The sequence below is a fragment of the Devosia sp. LjRoot3 genome, from assembly GCF_964252865.1.
Lineage (GTDB): Bacteria > Pseudomonadota > Alphaproteobacteria > Rhizobiales > Devosiaceae > Devosia.
Map to the genome: position 1 here is coordinate 1 of NZ_CAXUPK020000009.1, position 16,176 is coordinate 16,176.

At 57.7% G+C, this 16,176-nt stretch carries 12 protein-coding genes; 7 read left to right on the plus strand and 5 right to left on the minus strand.

Annotation, left to right across the window (positions count from 1 at the left end; genetic code table 11):
* The 3 genes from ACSQ2A_RS22270 to ACSQ2A_RS22280 form a co-directional block, all read left to right on the plus strand.
* A partial coding sequence (locus ACSQ2A_RS22270) for a hypothetical protein (protein WP_436074039.1) occupies nucleotides 1–1,693 on the plus strand: 1,693 nt, incomplete at its 5' end.
* Between the two features lie 124 nt (nucleotides 1,694–1,817).
* Entirely contained in the window at nucleotides 1,818–3,020 is a 1,203-nt protein-coding gene (locus ACSQ2A_RS22275; protein WP_436074040.1) for a phosphoribosyltransferase-like protein, read from the plus strand.
* 206 nt (nucleotides 3,021–3,226) lie between these two features.
* On the plus strand, nucleotides 3,227–4,384 hold the full coding sequence (locus tag ACSQ2A_RS22280) for a reverse transcriptase family protein (RefSeq protein WP_436074041.1): 1,158 nt from the start codon (nucleotides 3,227–3,229) through the stop codon (nucleotides 4,382–4,384).
* Between the two features lie 332 nt (nucleotides 4,385–4,716).
* On the opposite strand, the gene ACSQ2A_RS22285 is transcribed toward ACSQ2A_RS22280, so the two are convergent.
* Nucleotides 4,717–5,811, minus strand: a complete 1,095-nt coding sequence (locus ACSQ2A_RS22285; RefSeq protein ID WP_436074042.1) for an AAA family ATPase — start codon at nucleotides 5,809–5,811, stop codon at nucleotides 4,717–4,719.
* 150 nt (nucleotides 5,812–5,961) lie between these two features.
* Nucleotides 5,962–6,762, minus strand: a complete 801-nt coding sequence (locus ACSQ2A_RS22290; RefSeq protein ID WP_436074043.1) for a hypothetical protein — start codon at nucleotides 6,760–6,762, stop codon at nucleotides 5,962–5,964.
* A gap of 292 nt (nucleotides 6,763–7,054) precedes the next feature.
* On the opposite strand from ACSQ2A_RS22290, the gene ACSQ2A_RS22295 reads away from it, so the two are divergent.
* From ACSQ2A_RS22295 to ACSQ2A_RS22305, 3 genes are read left to right on the plus strand one after another with little or no spacing between them, the layout of a single operon-like run.
* Nucleotides 7,055–7,399, plus strand: coding sequence for a hypothetical protein (locus tag ACSQ2A_RS22295; RefSeq protein WP_436074044.1), 345 nt, complete (start codon nucleotides 7,055–7,057; stop codon nucleotides 7,397–7,399).
* The gene (locus ACSQ2A_RS22300; RefSeq protein ID WP_436074045.1) at nucleotides 7,396–8,343 is read left to right on the plus strand and encodes a hypothetical protein; all 948 of its coding nucleotides are present in this window, start codon (nucleotides 7,396–7,398) and stop codon (nucleotides 8,341–8,343) included. Before ACSQ2A_RS22295 ends, ACSQ2A_RS22300 begins: the two co-directional genes overlap by 4 nt.
* Nucleotides 8,343–9,056, plus strand: coding sequence for a hypothetical protein (locus ACSQ2A_RS22305; RefSeq protein ID WP_436074046.1), 714 nt, complete (start codon nucleotides 8,343–8,345; stop codon nucleotides 9,054–9,056). The genes ACSQ2A_RS22300 and ACSQ2A_RS22305 overlap by 1 nt, the downstream gene beginning before the upstream one ends.
* 352 nt (nucleotides 9,057–9,408) lie before the next feature.
* On the opposite strand, the gene ACSQ2A_RS22310 is transcribed toward ACSQ2A_RS22305, so the two are convergent.
* The 3 genes from ACSQ2A_RS22310 to ACSQ2A_RS22320 form a co-directional block, all read right to left on the minus strand.
* Nucleotides 9,409–10,173 carry a hypothetical protein gene (locus tag ACSQ2A_RS22310; RefSeq protein WP_436074047.1) on the minus strand — a complete coding sequence of 255 codons (765 nt, stop codon included), beginning with the start codon at nucleotides 10,171–10,173 and terminating at the stop codon, nucleotides 9,409–9,411.
* 584 nt (nucleotides 10,174–10,757) lie between these two features.
* Entirely contained in the window at nucleotides 10,758–12,668 is a 1,911-nt protein-coding gene (locus ACSQ2A_RS22315) for a UvrD-helicase domain-containing protein (RefSeq protein ID WP_436074048.1), read from the minus strand.
* Entirely contained in the window at nucleotides 12,661–14,946 is a 2,286-nt protein-coding gene (locus ACSQ2A_RS22320) for an AAA family ATPase (RefSeq protein WP_436074049.1), read from the minus strand. Before ACSQ2A_RS22320 ends, ACSQ2A_RS22315 begins: the two co-directional genes overlap by 8 nt.
* Nucleotides 14,947–15,392: 446 nt before the next feature.
* On the opposite strand from ACSQ2A_RS22320, the gene ACSQ2A_RS22325 reads away from it, so the two are divergent.
* Nucleotides 15,393–16,166: a hypothetical protein gene (locus ACSQ2A_RS22325; protein ID WP_436074050.1), complete on the plus strand. Its 774-nt coding sequence runs from the start codon at nucleotides 15,393–15,395 to the stop codon at nucleotides 16,164–16,166.
* The last annotated feature ends 10 nt before the right edge of the window (nucleotides 16,167–16,176 follow it).

A 16,176-nucleotide genomic window follows, 5' to 3' on the forward strand; every position in this document is an offset into this window, starting at 1 on the left:
AGCTATGTGCGGGGCCAAAAGGGGAATCGCGTTGACGCTTGACGGGTTCCTGGGTTTTCTAGGGTTATTCATAGCTATTTATGCAATTGTTTCGCCGGTGACGCGATTGCGGGCGCAGCTGCACCTCACTGTCCAAATTCCGCTGGCTATAATTGCGGTTTCGCTTGTTCTTTATTTCGAGTTTTTTTCCGTGGTTGGACAGTTGTGCCGACTGCCGAATGCAGCAGTGTGCGGCTGGCTGACTTTTCCAAAAGATGAAAGCTTCACACCCCCGCAAGCGGCTTTCCTTGTTGTGTTCTGTTGGATGGTCTTTGCTTGGGGGCTTCACGTCATGCTGAAGCCGGGGCCGCGTTCTTTGTCGGCGATCGGCAAAGTCGTGCAAATGCTGCTTCATGACCACCGTTTTTCAGAACTACTGGATTTTATTCGCCCTCATCTTCCTCTGATCGAGGCGGTAACCGAAAGGCGGCTCCGATGTCAGAGGGTGCACGATTGGTTAGCGGATTCGAATTGGTTAGGCCGCCAAAAAATTCGTTTGCTCAGACCGGTAGAGGCTGGTGGTGGCGAGCCCGAGACACGTAGGACCAGTTTCCGCAAACGAGCATACGACGTTTTTCGGCGTCGCATCCGATGGATGGCGGTGCTCGTTCCCTCCAATCGCAAACCACAAGCAAATGGCGAGAATATCGCGCGGATGTTGTTACGTTCGGAGGAGTTCAGAAAATTCGTCGTCACGATGAGACCCGATGCGTTGCCAGATCTCATGGCGATAAAGCTACAACTGCGGTTTGATTTCTCCGACAAGGTCCTGCGTGAACTAATCACCGACAGTGGCAGCAGGCTTTATCAGGAGATCGAGCAGAACCAAAATCTGTCCGATCGTGGCGGCTACGCGATCCCGGACCAGAATACGTTGCTGCAATTTCTCTTCGGCGATGCTGATGTTGCACACAGGCTTGGAGCCTGGAAACCAGTGGGTGATGCTGTCATTGCCACAATCCGTGGCGGGACGAAGAGCGGCTATGTTGGCCATCTCAATGACCGGGCCGATAGTTTTGACAATGAACAATGGCGCGATATCACCTTCATTGGCATTCGATATTTCGACATCATGGTCAACGAAGCCATGCGTCAAGGTATACCGTACCACATGTGGCTGTTTTACCTTCCGCTATTCGTTAATGAACTCGAAGACGTTTACGACACCAGTGATCCGAATATTGACGTGATGGCGGAATTCCCAACTCGCAATGCACGCCTAATCTACGAAGCCTTCGATGTCTTGGGCAATTGGGTGCGCAACATCAGGCACCTTGATGCCGCCTCCCCACATGCTGCGATGAACGCAGATGGGTTTTCGTTAGGAGCTATTCCTGCCGACGCTGCCGTCGCCCTTGGTAATGCGATGGTGACAGTCACGCTCTCCCCACGGATCGGCGACGCTTTTGCAGGCTATCTCCATGACTGCATCCTGCATGACATTGCGTCCCTGTCGAGGAATGGACTTGAAGGACGTATGCGGGCCACGCTGATCAGAGCGATTGTAACCGGTGGTAATCGCCAACCTCCGGCACGCTATGGCCAGCGTCTTCGTACCTTCCTCGCAATGGCTGACCACGTGCTCCGCGATCAGGTGGACGACTATGTGGAGATGCTCGAGCCAGCTTTGTCGAAAGTCGGGAGCGACCTATGATTGGCGTGATCCCAAGGGCTGAACCTTGGCGTCAAGCGTATGGACCAGTGCGCGGAATTCAAGTGGGAGTCAGTCCTTGCCTGCCCCGAAAACCTTGAGCCAAACGGCAGTCGGCACCGCTTGGATGGCACAGTTTGCCGCCGTTGACCGCGCGGACGCCGCTAGTTTGATCGATGCCATGCTGCTCCTGAACGAGGAGCAGGTAGCCACTTCGATACGATCGGCGCTGGACCGCATCGCCGAACACCCGCGACACCGAAAGAGACGAGTGGCGCTCTACGCCGAGCGTGAGTTCGATTCGGCCATGATCTTCGAAATCAAGTTGGTCCCGGATCTCAGGGGGCGACTACGTCGGCGTGCCGTCGGCTATAATGGCCCACCCGCGGTCAAGCCAGTTCGCGGGCGCGCCCGAGTGGGTAGCGAAGGTTTCGTCTCACACCTGATCTCACAGTCGGCAGAGCGCTGGACGAAGATATTCATGAACCATCCCGGTCCCGACAGACTTCGGGGGAAGACTGCTCCGGCGGGTGAAATCGTGATCGTCACCGACTTTCTGGGATCGGGCACCCGTGTCTCAACGATGCTTGACAAATTTTGGGCCGTTCCCACCGTCCGATCCTGGGTGTCACGGGGTATGATGAGATTTCGTGTGGTCGCGGCAGCGGCGACTTCGTCTGCGCTGGGCAAAGTCCGTCGACATCGGTTGCAGCCGCAAGTGGAGGCAGAATGGATCGCGCCCACTGTGACCTCGACCGCGGACTATATGACCATGCTCGCGTGGAAACGCCTGATCGACAAAAATGGACCACAGGAAGGACGTGGCACCGGGCGCTACGGCTTTGGCGAAGAGGGCGCATTGATCGCTTTCAACTATCGGCTTCCAAACAATACCCCGGCAATGGTCCATCATGGCGGCTCAAACGGGTGGCAGCCACTCTACGTCGGCTCTGCACCCGCGGAACTGCGCAGCCTTTTCGGCGTAAGGTCGCTCGACCAGGCGGTACTTTCGGCCGCCGATGCTAACGGCGTTGAATTTGGCGAGGAGCTCACGGAGGAGGACCGGCAGGCGATACTAGTTCTGAGCATGCTCAGGGGGCGGTGGCACCGCGGAGCTGAGGTCGCCCTGGCCTCGAGAACCTCGTTGCCGGTCCCCACGGTGCTGGACATACTCACGCGTGTACTGAGGGCCGAGCTAATCACGCGGTCAGGGCGGTTAACTGACAAGGGCTACAAGTTCATGGAATCCGGTCGCGCTGGCGAGCGAAAGACACCAATCATTGCAACATCTTCGCTTCCGTACTATCCAGAAAGTCTGAGGATCCTATAGGCTCTGCTCATCTAGAAAAGCTGTCTTCGGACGGCCACGACCGTGGGTACAAACCTGCCGTCTTGGGGGACGGGGCTTCCTGTCGCCATTGTAAGAGCTTGCGAATGCAGGTCCACATCGCGTCATCCATCGTTGCCCTTTGGGCAACCTCCTCGGAGGCTCATTTCGATGGACGACGCGATGCCGCCAGGGCCCGACTAAAGTAGATGAAGCACCCATGGGATTCTCAGGCCTTCACGGTAGGCGCCAAGGATAAGGACCGCTCCGAGGAAACCATAGCGGCGTCCATCGCGGCCGCGACGGCGGTGAAGCGGCACCACCCCGACCTACCCGTCATCCTTACGCTCAACCACCTGGCTCACCTGTCCGATGTGTCCCCTGACTTCCTGCAGGAGGTCGCGCATCGCAAAATCGATCCATACCGAGTGTTCCGGGTCAAGAAACGAGGAGTGGCCAACAAAGTCCCCTCACCTCCACGCCGATACCGCACCATCTGCGTCCCCGAGCTTCGCCTCATGCGGGTCCAGCGATGGATAGCCCAGAATATTCTGCAGGCTATGCCTTCCCATCCCGCAAGCTTCGCCTTCATCCGAGAGCGGGATCTCGTCGGAGCCGCGGAGCGACACGTTGGCGCCAAGTGGCTCGTCAAAATGGACGTCCGGCATTTCTTTGAGTCAATCTACGAGGACTCTGCCTACAGGGTTTTTCGTGGCTTTGGCTACGGCGCCCTGATCTCCTTCCAGATGGCCCGCATCTGCACCCGGCTGCCGATCTATTCTCGAAAAGACCCGCGGGCTCGATTGGGACGGAGGGAAGAAAACCTGCCATACCGCACCCACCCCAAGGGGCATCTGCCGCAAGGCGCGCCGACCAGCCCCATGCTCGCCAATTTTGCATCGGAAGCTCTGGACAAGCGACTGTCCAATCTGGCGTTGACCGCAAATTGGACCTACACGCGATATGCGGATGATCTTGCTTTTTCTCGTCCGGGCGACTCTACGCGTGCCGAAGCGATGCATCTGGTCAAACGAGTGGAGACCGCCCTAAAACTCTCGGGCCTCGTAGTGCACCGTCAGAAAACGTCGATCGTGCCGCCCGGTGCACGGAAAATCCTGCTCGGAGTGAGCGTCGATACCGGCAATCCGCGCCTGACGAAGGCCTTCAGGAACAACATCGAAACCCATTTGTACGCGCTGAACCACGACGCCATCGGACCGGAGCGCCATCGCGTCAAAAGAGGCTTCGCCTCGACTATCGGCATGCGACGACACGTACTCGGCCTGATCGCCTTCGCGCATCAGGTCGATGAGGGATATGCGGCGAGACTGTATGCCGAGGCCAACATGGTGGATTGGGGCAGATGAGCACGAACTTGGCGCGGCATGACCACTAGAAAACAGCGTTACGTTGTCATTCCACCGAGCGCATGTCCGCCGGCGATACGGTTGCCGAATGGTCACCCGCCAGCGGAGATTGAACTCGACATGGCCGACGTCGCCCGCTGCGCGTTGGGGGAGATTTTCCAAACAGCGCCCCATTCGGCCTCCACTTTTGCCTTCCTTGAGGAATTGCTTGCTCCCGGGACCTACCTGACTTGGCGCGAGGCTGGCCCGGGACGCGGCACTGAGATGAGACGCTCGTTCTCCGCCATGTTCGGCAGGTTTTTCGCCAGGACCTATCTCCAAGTCCATCACGACTACAGTTGGTTCTCTGCCATCGACGGCAGTCCATTCCATTTGTCGCCGCATTGGCGAGTGACGCGGCACGCCCATGCAAAGACCGAAATGCCCGACTGGATCTGTGCCCGTCCGGGTGGGTTGGCGATCACCTCGGACAGACCGTACGGCAATGCCGTGCTCATCTGATCCTGGAAGGATTTCACGATATTCGCCTCCTGATCACTCAGGTCGTTCTTATCCTTGGAGAGGAGAACTGAGACCTCAGCGAATGCACGATCAATCTCGGCGTCGTCGGTCGAGAACATTTGGAATAGTTCGGACGTCAGTAGCTGCTCGATTGTCAGGCGCGTGAAATCTTGCTCCAGCCTGACCGCCTCAACCGCTTCGGGACGCTTTGAGACCCCTGTTTGGTAGCGGTTGAGTAACACGACTTCGCCCTGCTTCATGCCGCGGACGCAGAGCGGGTCATGCGACGTCATGATGAACATGATGTTAGGGAATGCCCTTCGCAACCCCTCGATCACCCCGAGTTTCCACCGAGGATGAAGGTGCGCTTCGATCTCGTCGATCAGAACGATGGCGACCCTGTTCCGTGCCTCCAATGCTATGTCAGCTTCCGAGATACCGTCGTTCGCCGCGGTTTCCATGAGTCCCGCGTAGAGTGCGCATACCAACGCCAGGATTGACCTGTACCCCGACGACGCAACCGAGAGCCGCTGCCTTATCTGGAAGTTAGAGCCGTCGGCGGCCGTCTTCTTTATGTTGATGTAGCAGATCCCATCCGATCCCCTGGCGCCTCTCGGAACCTCGATGTGGCTGAACTCGCCATCAAGCTGAAGAACATGACGCAGCGCGCTCACCACTTCAGAGAGGACTTGAGGGGGCCGCCGAGCCAAACTCGCGAGCCAAGGCTCCGGGTTCGATATCTTCCTGTCCGGGAGGAATAGGGTGTCGACGTTTCTGAGGCCGGGACGCCGTACGCTCCCGTCGAAATATCGGCGTGGACGATAGGCGAAAAGCGGCGGCGCCGTCTGCCGGGTGATATCAACGTTGTCGCGTTCAATGATAAGCCTGCGTTCGCCTACCTCGAATTTCAGGTGAACGTCGATCACCCGGTCTGTGCTTGGCGACTCCAGGTGACGAATAACTGAGTCGTGTCTCCTTCCCTACATTGGATCCTTTGTTAAGGTAGCGCCGCGAGATCATGGCTGTTTTGATCCGAAGTTTGCGTTCCATAGCGGGGCCGGCAGGACAGTTAAACCTCAAGACTCCAATCCTCGCTTGGCGTCCCTCCAGAAGTCGGATCCGACTTCGACGCCCTGGTTGACGAGGTCTTTGATGGATGGGCGAGCTCGCTGCGACCAGACTGCCTCGAAATCCAGAGCCGTCTGCATGACGGCATCACCGAATTGGAAGAGGTTCGTCCTAGTGAAGTCTACGCCTTCCGGGTTGATGCCGAGCGAGATGGATGTTCTCGAAATCTCCGAGCTGTGGGCAAACCCTTGGTTTCTCACGATGTCCAGGTTCTGACACTCTTTGGACATCACGAGTTTGTCGATCCGGTCGCACAGGCCGAGGAGAAACTGCCAATCCTCCAGGATCTTCTCCGCATACTGGTCCATGTCCCTCCGAGGAAGGTTGTACTGTTCCACGATCTCGCGCTGCCTCTCAGAGTATCGGAAACGGTAGCTGTCTGGACTAATCGCGAAGGCGTCTCGGAACAGAAAGGCGGCTCTGGGGAGCGATCGTATTTCGTCGTGCGTTCTTCGCTTCTCGTTCACATGACCAATGAAAATCTCCCCTGGTCGATGCTTGTCGTCCTTGCCCTTCAAACGTTCGGTCATTTTCCAGATCGACATGACCAATGCTAGATCGAGCATTGCAGTTAGGCCGTTGAAAAAGCTGATGGAGGGTGGGCTAGTATCCCGAAGCCAGCTCGCGTTTTTAGTGAAGCCGATCCCGATAGCCCGATACTTGGCATAGGATGTCGCCTCCGAGACCCATGTCTTTGCCACGACGTTGACTTCGCGGATATATGCTGCCAGCTCGAGTTCGGACTTCATCAGGGATATAGTTCTCACTGCCGTTGCTGAGCCAAATGCATCCCGCTGCAGCTTCTATGGCATCTGACCGAGGCGCGAGCGATTGGCTTTGAGCGCATACGGCGGTGTACGATTTATCTGCTGCCAGGCCTATTGTACAAGGAGTGCATTGATACTGCATGCCGATCGAACGGCAGGACCGCCGCCTGACATTGTTAAACGAAAATCGCCTGGACGCGTTTACTAATCAATTGCTTAACCAGGTAGCATTGCGCAAGTATGTCTGACTTTGCAGAGCCAATTGGGGATGGGAATGCGTGTTGATGAAAACGCGGGGAGGGCGCCTTTTCTTGCCAAGTTCGGTACCATACGACCGGAAGGTGTTCCGCTGCCGGGTCGCTACGACGCGGCCCAGTCGTTGTGGGTCGTCGACACTCCGAATGGCGTAGTGCCGCTCGTGGATGCTGGACACCGTCTGATGGAACTCGAGACCAAGACCAAGGTGGACAGTGAGCAGGACGATAGTGCCGATCATGTTCTCGACCTTGTCGGAACGACTGAGACCCGCGTCGGGGGGGAGCAGGACGACAACAGCATGCTCACCTTGCTCACCGTGACGATAACCGACGTCAAAACCGAGGCCGACGACCTCGCATGATCCTGTTGGTTTCCAATAGCAGGGACATCACGACGGACTTCATCGTAGCCGAGCTCCGACGTCGCGGCGTGCCGTTTCATCGCTTTAATGGCGATCTCGCGGACCGAGCAGGACTGATATTTTCTGTCAGCGAAGAGGGAAACGCCTCTTGGTCCCTGATGGTTGAAGGCCACAGGGTTCAGGCTACGTTTCGGTCGGCGTATTTTCGGAGACCGGCTTTGCCCGATCTCGGGTCAGAGCTCGATGTACGGTTCGTCGACCAGGTCAACGGCGAGTGGGCGGCTTTGCTCAACTCGTTCTATTCGTCGTTGGATTGCCGGTGGCTAAGCGATCCATCGTTGATCGCGAAAGCTGAAGATAAGCCGAGGCAGTTGGCGCTGGCGGCAAGCATGGGCTTTTCCATTCCCACAGCCACGATAACCAACGAGTTCGCCCAAGCAAGTGCATTCGTTTCTTCGGGGCCGGCAGTAGCCAAGCCGCTTAGATCTGGGCGGCTATCGAGGGGCGCCGAAGAGCAAATCGCCTTCACCTCGTTGCTGGACGGAATTTCCGCATTGGACGAAGCGTCGATCCGCGTCAGCCCAGTGATCTATCAGCGAGCCGTCAAAAAGGCACGCGATCTGCGGATCACCGTCGTCGGCGCCCGCGTCTTTGCGTGCGAAATCACGCAGATCGACGCCACCGAGATCGATTGGCGAAGGTTGGGTACCGAACAGCTGAGCTATCGTGCCGTCGATCTGCCGCCTCCATTGGCCGACCTTTGCATTAACTTGGTCAATGCGCTTGGGCTAGGCTTTGGCGCGATTGATCTCGTGCAGGATTGGGAGGACCGCTACTGGTTTCTAGAGATCAACCCCAACGGCCAGTGGGCATGGATCGAGAGACAGGCGGGCCTGCCGATCGCGGCCGCGATCGTCGACGTATTGACGGGGGAGGCCGATTGATGGGTCGAATAGCAGACTTCTTCTGGCCGACTCTCGAACGGCTATCGCAAGGGGAGACGGAGGCCGCGGCAAGCGCGTTGGTCGCGGATCTGAACGCCATACACGCGATAGAATCGGCTTCCTCATCGTTATTGGAAGAGGCTCGGCGGTTGACAGACCAAGAGACGGCCACGCGAGCTTCCATCGAGACGCGTGGCGGCATCTATCTGGCTACCATAGGCACATTGATCCCGATCATCGTCTTCGTGGCCGATGCGGTGACCACCGGAACTTCAACCACGATCCAGAACATCATCATCATCATCATGTCCGTCGTGGCCTCACTGTACCTGTTCGGCGCCGGCAGGTGGGCCTTGAAGGCCTTGGCGATAGATAGCTATCACCGGTTTGGCGTTTCGGATTTTCGCGCGACGTTTGCGTCCAAGACCCCAGAACTGGTCCTGGCAAAAGCCCTGTTGCAGGCAGTGAGACACAATCGGGCGGTGATCAACCAGCGCGTGACATCGATCAGAATAACCCAAATGTTCATCTGGCGCGCAGTCGTCGTTCTCATCGGCCTGCTCTTAGTGGCAGTGATCCCCAACAGTGTATCAAGGCTGATTTGGCCACCTGAACAAACTACGATCGCCGTTTGTCGATTTACTTCTCAGGACGCGCCTGCCGTCGGAGGCGAGTTTTTTGACTTGTGTCGCATGGAGCCGGCGGAGAGGTAGTCAGGCCAACACGGGACGGTAGCTGCTGCCTTTTCCAGATCATTCATCAGATCAAACCCTCTCGACTTCGTCGAGCGTCACCTCGTCCGACCGACGATCATTCGACTCGGTTGTCCGAGTCGAATTGTGGTTTGCCATCGTTGCCGCCATTTGATCGTACCGCCGGTTTTAAGGTAGGCGGTAATGCCGGTGGCCCGAAACGTGTTGTTGCCGATTTTGCTACCGATAGGCGCGGCGAGTGTTTGGGTTGCGGGTATGGGAGACAGAAAGCTTTAAAGGCTGGTGGAGACCTGCGGCCCGGCTGCAGCGACAAGGAGTGGCAGGGTTTCTCTGCGAAAAGCGATTGGCTCCATCACCGCGATACTTCCGATTTAGCGATGTACCGGCGAAGCATCGCTTTGCTTTCTGGCGTCAGCACCACACCAAGCGAGGGATAGTCCGGTTGGATGACCCTACGAACCTGGCCATCCGGAAAGAGCGCCAGCAACAGGCGGAATGCAGGATTGAAGCGCCGCTTGGGCCACCCTGCTTTCGCAATCAGATCCGGCGCGTGGCCTGAATTGCCCCCAACCATCAATCGGGCGATGTCGACTGCATCGGCCTTTGTATCCCAGTCCATCACCTGGGCGTCGACTTGCTCGTAGGTGCCGTGGGCCATGGATAAAGACCAACCACCGATCCAGTTACGGCTTTTCAGCAGGCCAAGCGTTTTTAGGTCAAATGCTGCATCTTCAACCGCCTGCCGCTCCTCGGCGGGGAACAACGCGCAGAGTTCATCGAGATTGTAGTGCATGTTACCGAGGCCATCGGGGCAGTCCCGCGCAATCCTCACCATCAGTAGCGCAGCCAAGCCAGTGAGCGTCTCCGTTGGAAAGAGGGCGTCTTGGTGATCGTCCAGACGGACATCTTGCTCATTAGTACGCTCGGAAATATCCTTCTGCCATTCATCGCGCGCCTTCTCCGATCGTGGCGGGTGGGCAACTCGCAAAGCACTGGTAACGATACCTCCGCCGGGGACTAATTCGACGATGCCTTCAGCGACCGTTCGTCCGAGATCGCGAACGACGTGCTCAACGGGGGGATTGATCGGAACGCGTCCCTTCTTTTCGTCAACCATCCGCGAGTCCCCTATGTTTGATAAGGGACATTACCCTATATCGAGGGTGGTTGGGGTCCTAACCTTCGCGGCAACTGCCAATCTGATATCAGGCCATTTTACCGTTATCCAGATCCGACAAACGTCGGAAGGGGGGCCGTGAGGTACTGGCAGCATTAGGTGTCCAGACCCACGAGAGCAGACACGGAAGAAGCGAGGCGCCGTAACGCATGTCATCTCGCCCCGATGATGGCTCGTACGGCGTCCCACGCTTGCATGCTCAGCCACATCAGCGGGCCCAAGCCAAGAAGCACCAGCACCTTGAGCAAGAACCGGGCCGGCAAGGCGAGCCAGCTCTTTGACCATCGTTCGGGTCGATTCTCTGCTTCGCCACCCGCCACGCGGTCGGCCGGCGCGGTTAGGAAACGGTCCCAGGACCCATTTGGTGAGAGATTGGCGCTTAAGAGCCCAGGATTGAAGAAAGTGCCGTGGCCATATCCTTTGACCGCATGCTCCCTCTGGAGACCGCTTGATAGCATCATCCAGAGCCTACATCCTTCCGCTTCGCAGACAAGAACGGTTGGACCCCGCTTGCACCCCATCACTCAACTCATCTCGGGCAGTTCGACCTCTCCTTCTTCGAACCAACCCTGCGCTACCAGAGACGACGTCAAGCCCGCTGGGCTATCGGTATAGCAGACGAGCGCCAGGCTCTCCTCCGCCCGGCTGGCGATAACATAAAACAACCGCCTCGTTCGATCGATGCCTGTCTCCTCGCCTTCCGCTTCTTTCTTCAAGTCAGCCGGACTTTTGTCCTTCAACCCAAAGAGCTTGTCATAACTGAACAGGAAGCCTCGAGCTTCCTCGTCGCTCATCACCACCATGACCCTGGGGAACTCCAGGCCTTTGACACCCTGATGGGTGCCGAACGGGGACAACCCGCTCACATAGCGATCGTAGGGCTCGATCTGCCAGAAACGACTGTTGAGCATCTCGCGCCAGGCCAGTGTCTCTTCGGAGTCGAAAGCATCGAATTCGGCGGGGAGATCGCCGAAGTCGAACTGTGCTTCGGCTTTGTCTGGCGTAATGAAGGGTGCCAAGGCGTCGGGGATAGCGAACAGGCCGGTCTTGGCAACGACGTCAAACACTTCCCTGAAGCTCGGGTCCGGGTTGTTCTCGAGGAGCCGCGCCAGCTCTTGGGTGCCTTTAAGCGCTTTTCCGAGCTGGTCCATCTGATCCTCTGCCATCATGCCCTTCAACCGCTTAGCATCTAGCAGTGGCGAACTATTCCGCACGACAGCGGCGAGCGCAAACCTGTCGCCCGCTTGCAATGCCTTCACGGCCGGCAGGACTTCCCGGCCAAAGAATCGAAGCGGTGCAGACGTACCCTCTAGCAGCGAGGTCTGCAGCCGGTCGGCATTGTAGATGGGCTCGAACATGCTGGCGAAGCCGAACCGAACCGCCGCCATATGGTGTTCGAGGGTCAGCGTCTTGAAAAGGCGCCCTTCCCGCGTCCAATCCTCATCGCCGGTGATGCTCGCCATCCTGGCTGCAACCAACGCCTCCGCGCGCTCCTTTTCGACGCCGTTCGAGAAGGCGAACAATCTGACGAAACCTTCCGGCTTGTCCTTGCGGGCGACCTGCTGTTGCTTGTCGGCGTCACCGCGAACCCGATTGATCAACTTGATCACGCGATGGGCGGAACGATGATTCATCACCTTCTTCGGCAAGGCCCACCCCTCTAGGCCGCGACCCAGGTCGGATTTGCCGTCGGTATAGATGCGCTGCATGGTGTCGCCGATGAGGCCCAGGCAAAAATCGGCCGAGTTTGAGGCCTGGACCGCAAGCAATGCCTCCATGAGATGCTTGTTGGTATCCTGGCTCTCATCGACCAGCAAAATTGGAAACCTGGACACCAGTAGACGCTGGAGTGCGGGTTTTTGCGAAAGGAACTGCGAGACCATCGAGATGACCTCCGAGTGGTTCAGCGCATCCCTCGTCCTGTTGTCGCCGGTCGGGCTGTAGATGAATTTGTTGACCGAAGGCAATTGCTCCAGTCGGCGTCGCTTGCTCTCCAGCGAGCGGACCCGCTCCTGATAGGTCTTAGTGGCCCTGTTCTTGGTACCAGCAACGGCGTCCGACAGCTCCGCCACCCTGCGAGTCAGTTCCGATGTAACCCAGGCCCTTATGTCCTCGGTACGCCCCTCGATCAGGGACCACGCGAAAGCATGAATCGTCGATACCTCTACGCGCGGGTCATATTCGAGACGGTGCTTGATTTCGTCGCGCGCCGCGTTCGTGTAGGTGATGACCCCGATCTTTTGGCGGGATAACGAGAGCCGCCTTCCGGATTTGGTCAGCACGTGTTGGACGGCGCCCACAAGTGAACGCGTCTTTCCGGATCCTGCGCCCGCATAGAGGAAAAAGCTGACGGGCTTGTCGAGGTCTAGGCTTTCCCGAATGATGCGATCAGCCTCTTGATCAATGTCCTCGTCTGCCACGGATAGATCAGCCATTTTGCGGTCCCTCCGCACCAGCCAGGAATTCGACCTGTTTCTTCTGCATTTGGGCTTCCAGCCAGGCCAACCCCTCGGCGATATAGTTGGGCACCTGCAGGGTCTCGAAACCTTCGGCACCCAGCACATTGAGCGCGAACTCGGCTTTAACGCCTTTCCGAAGCGCCTCGAGCAGCAGCTTCCCGATGACGTCGACGTCCTGATTTTGGGAGATCGCCTCCCTGAACCGCGCCACGAGGCCAGTCCCCTCCAAGCTGGAGAAGAATTTCAAGTTCTCGAAGGCGAGCGCGTCCTCGAAGGTATAGGGCAAAGCGGTCTGCGTATCGGTCTCGGTAACCGGCCATCGGACCAGCACGGGTGTTTGGTAGGCCACACGAACCGAATAAAGCTCGTCCTCCTTCTTCACCTTGAGGACCTGAGCTCCTAGCAGATCGTCGATGGCGGACGCCTTCGGCCACCAGGACTTCAACGTGTCGTTGTTGGTGACCTGCCCGTCGCCGATCTTGGGCTGAACGGCGCTCCCCTTTTGGGCATCGAGGTCCGTGATGATCAAGGTGGTGATGCCGAGCAGGTTCATCAGACTCTCGAGCTTGTGGGCATGGCTGCCGCCGACCTCGAGGATGGTGATGTACCCCTGGTTGAGGCGCTGGAAGTCGCGCTTGATGAAGTTCGGCAGCATCATCTTCTCGGCGGAGCCTTCCACCAGGATGACGGCATCGGCGAAGAACAGATCGGCGTGATGCGCGCGAATGTATCGGGTGACGAACCGGGAGGTCTCGGTCTCTTGTCCAAAGGCTCTGGTCAGATTCACTACGGTCGAGACCGGGACGTTGACCCCGTCCATGCCCGCAGGCAGTCGCCTGAAGTACCGCAGGCTTGAGTAGGGCGTCTCGTGCGCCACGTGGCTCGAATGGGTGCTGACGACCAATTGCGTCCTAAGGGTCCTGCCGTCTCCGAGATCCTTGTGCGCTCTGAGCACGCCATAGGCTTTCTTGATGAAGACCTGCTGCACCTGTGCATGAAGGTGAGCCTCAGGTTCTTCCACGAGGACCAGGTGCAATGGCTCGAATTCGAATTCCTCAACGGTCTTGGCCGCCTTCTTCACTCGCATCCAGGCATCCCGGAACGACATCAGCCTGAAGATCATGGAGATGAGGTTCTGGTAGCCCAGGCCATTGTTGTCCTCTGGTAGCCGGATGACCGGCACCTCGCCTTTAGGACCGATCATGTCGACTTGAAATGAAACGGCCGCTTGGTGGTTGAGGCCATCGACAGCCCGCAGTCTGGTGGATACATGCGGCTTGGGATCGGTCACACCGGGATACCCGATGCCCCGAACCTCGGTGAAGGCAGCCTGAAAGGCCTCGGTGAGGCGGGCGTCAAAGGCATTTTGAGCCTGTTCGATCGCCTGCAACGCACCAAGGTCCTCGGCTTCCGGGCTGTCGGAAGGATCGAGGTGCTTGTTGTAGTAGGCACGGAGCTGATCCGAGAGCCTATGGCCTGCCGATCGTGTCGAACGAATGTCATCTGGATCGGCAGAGCTTGCTTCCCCGAAGCCACGCTGGGCGTTTACCTCGTCCACGCGGATCAACCCAGATAATGGGTCGCCGTCCAACGGGATGGAGTTGTCTGCCAATATTTGCGGCCGGGCCTTGGACTTCTTAGGGTCGACAAGCCCATCCAGGTCGAGGACATACGCCCTAATCTTGAAGTGGTGATCGAGCCGCCGGGCGAGGAAGTCCATGAGATTGGCGGGCCAGAGCGTCAATTTGGCTTCCGCGGCATTTGGCTCCTTGCCGGCGGCGACTGCGGCCTTCATCTTCTCGGTCGCCTCGATGGCGTCGAGAAATTCCTTATAAAGAAGCTCAGGGTTGACCGGCTCGAGACGCAAGCGAATACCCAGCAAACCTCCTGTCCAATCCAACGTGGGCACTAGCTTGCTGACATGGTGAAGCTCGCGCGGCGAAACCGTCAGCCACAAGTCCAGCGCCGGCATGAACGACGTCCATGAGGATATTGATAGATTTGGCGGCACATCGCCTGCGCGGCCTGCCAACCATGTAGCGCCCAGCGCGTTGATGCCGCCCCAGTGGCACAACGTGATGTCGTGGGTGTCGAATTTGCGGCCCCGGTTAGTCAGGAAGCGCCTCATCGCAAGCATGGCAGAAGTCTTGCCACTGTTGTTGGCACCTACGAACAGCGTGGTTTCGTCCGCAAGATCAATTCGCACCGAAAGCAGCTTTCGGAAGTTCGACAGTTCGATGTGTTTGATATGCATGGCACTCCCCCTGACCATGTATTGTCCCACGGAGTGTTCAAAGATCAAGTCCGAGCGCGCAAGGCGATATTGGCTGCTTTGGGTTTTCGTGGCAGATGTTTTCTGAGAGCGCCCGCTTAAGTAACCCGACTAAATCTACAATACTGATGATTCTTATTCGGTCTGGCGATGAGAACCGGCCGTCCAGCCCCCACGCTTGTCATAGGAGTGCGCCCGCTGAGATGACTGCTTTCAGGAAGGAATCGCTTCAAGCCTAACGGCCAGATTAGGTTATCGAGGGCGTTGATGCCGATGCCCAAAAGGGGCCGCCGCGGCATGGTGCTGCAACAAGACATGCGCGATGCTCCCAACACGTCTATAAGGCGAACTTCTCGTTCGTCTTGTCGATGCCCTTTCGCAGCCGCCCTCGCCGAGCTAAGACGACTAAGTTTTTTTCGGGGTGTGCCTTGGGGCTTGTTGTTATCGATGGTGAGGTGATCGTTGATCACGGCGTTAGCGACCATCTCAATACGGCAATTGAGGGTAATCCCACCCAGGTCAATCTGCGTGGCATGACCGTGCATTGCACATTTCAGCGCAGGTATCTCTCAGCCAAGACGGCGAAGGGTGTCGATGACCGTGTGCCGGGAGACAATTGCCCCCTGATCTATGCCCTCAAGGGTGCGGATGGTCTGCGTGTATCCCATTCCAGCATCAGGGCGCTCAATGCGCACGCGCCGACCATCCTCGCAGCAATTTCGGAAGTGCTCGCCGGCCAGATCGACGCCATTGTGCCAATGCCTTCTTCGTCTGCACTGGCGCGCATTCTCGCAAAACGGCTCGCAAGAATGACCGGCATTTCCGTGCAGGAGGGGATTTTCCTTAAGTCGAATAACGCGCAGGCTATGATTCGTGCGCAGACTCTGACCACTAGTGGGAACAAGACCTTAAGCTATGCCCAGGTGCAGGAGCTGAGGCCACTGCTCCGCTGGATGCATCGCAATGCGGACCTGCCCTACGCCGCCAAGAACATCAAAACGCGCCTACGCGGGTTTTTTGACCCACTTCAGCTTGCTCCCGGCTTTGCGCCGCAAATGCAGAGCGCCCGCTACCTACTTGTGGACGATCTTCTGGCGACTGGTGAAACCCTAGTTGCCGCGCGCAGTTTGATCACTGCACATAATCTTGGTAGTGTAGATCGTGCTGTGGCGTGGTTTGGCCCTGTACGGGAACCACGTTAGGAACCAAGGC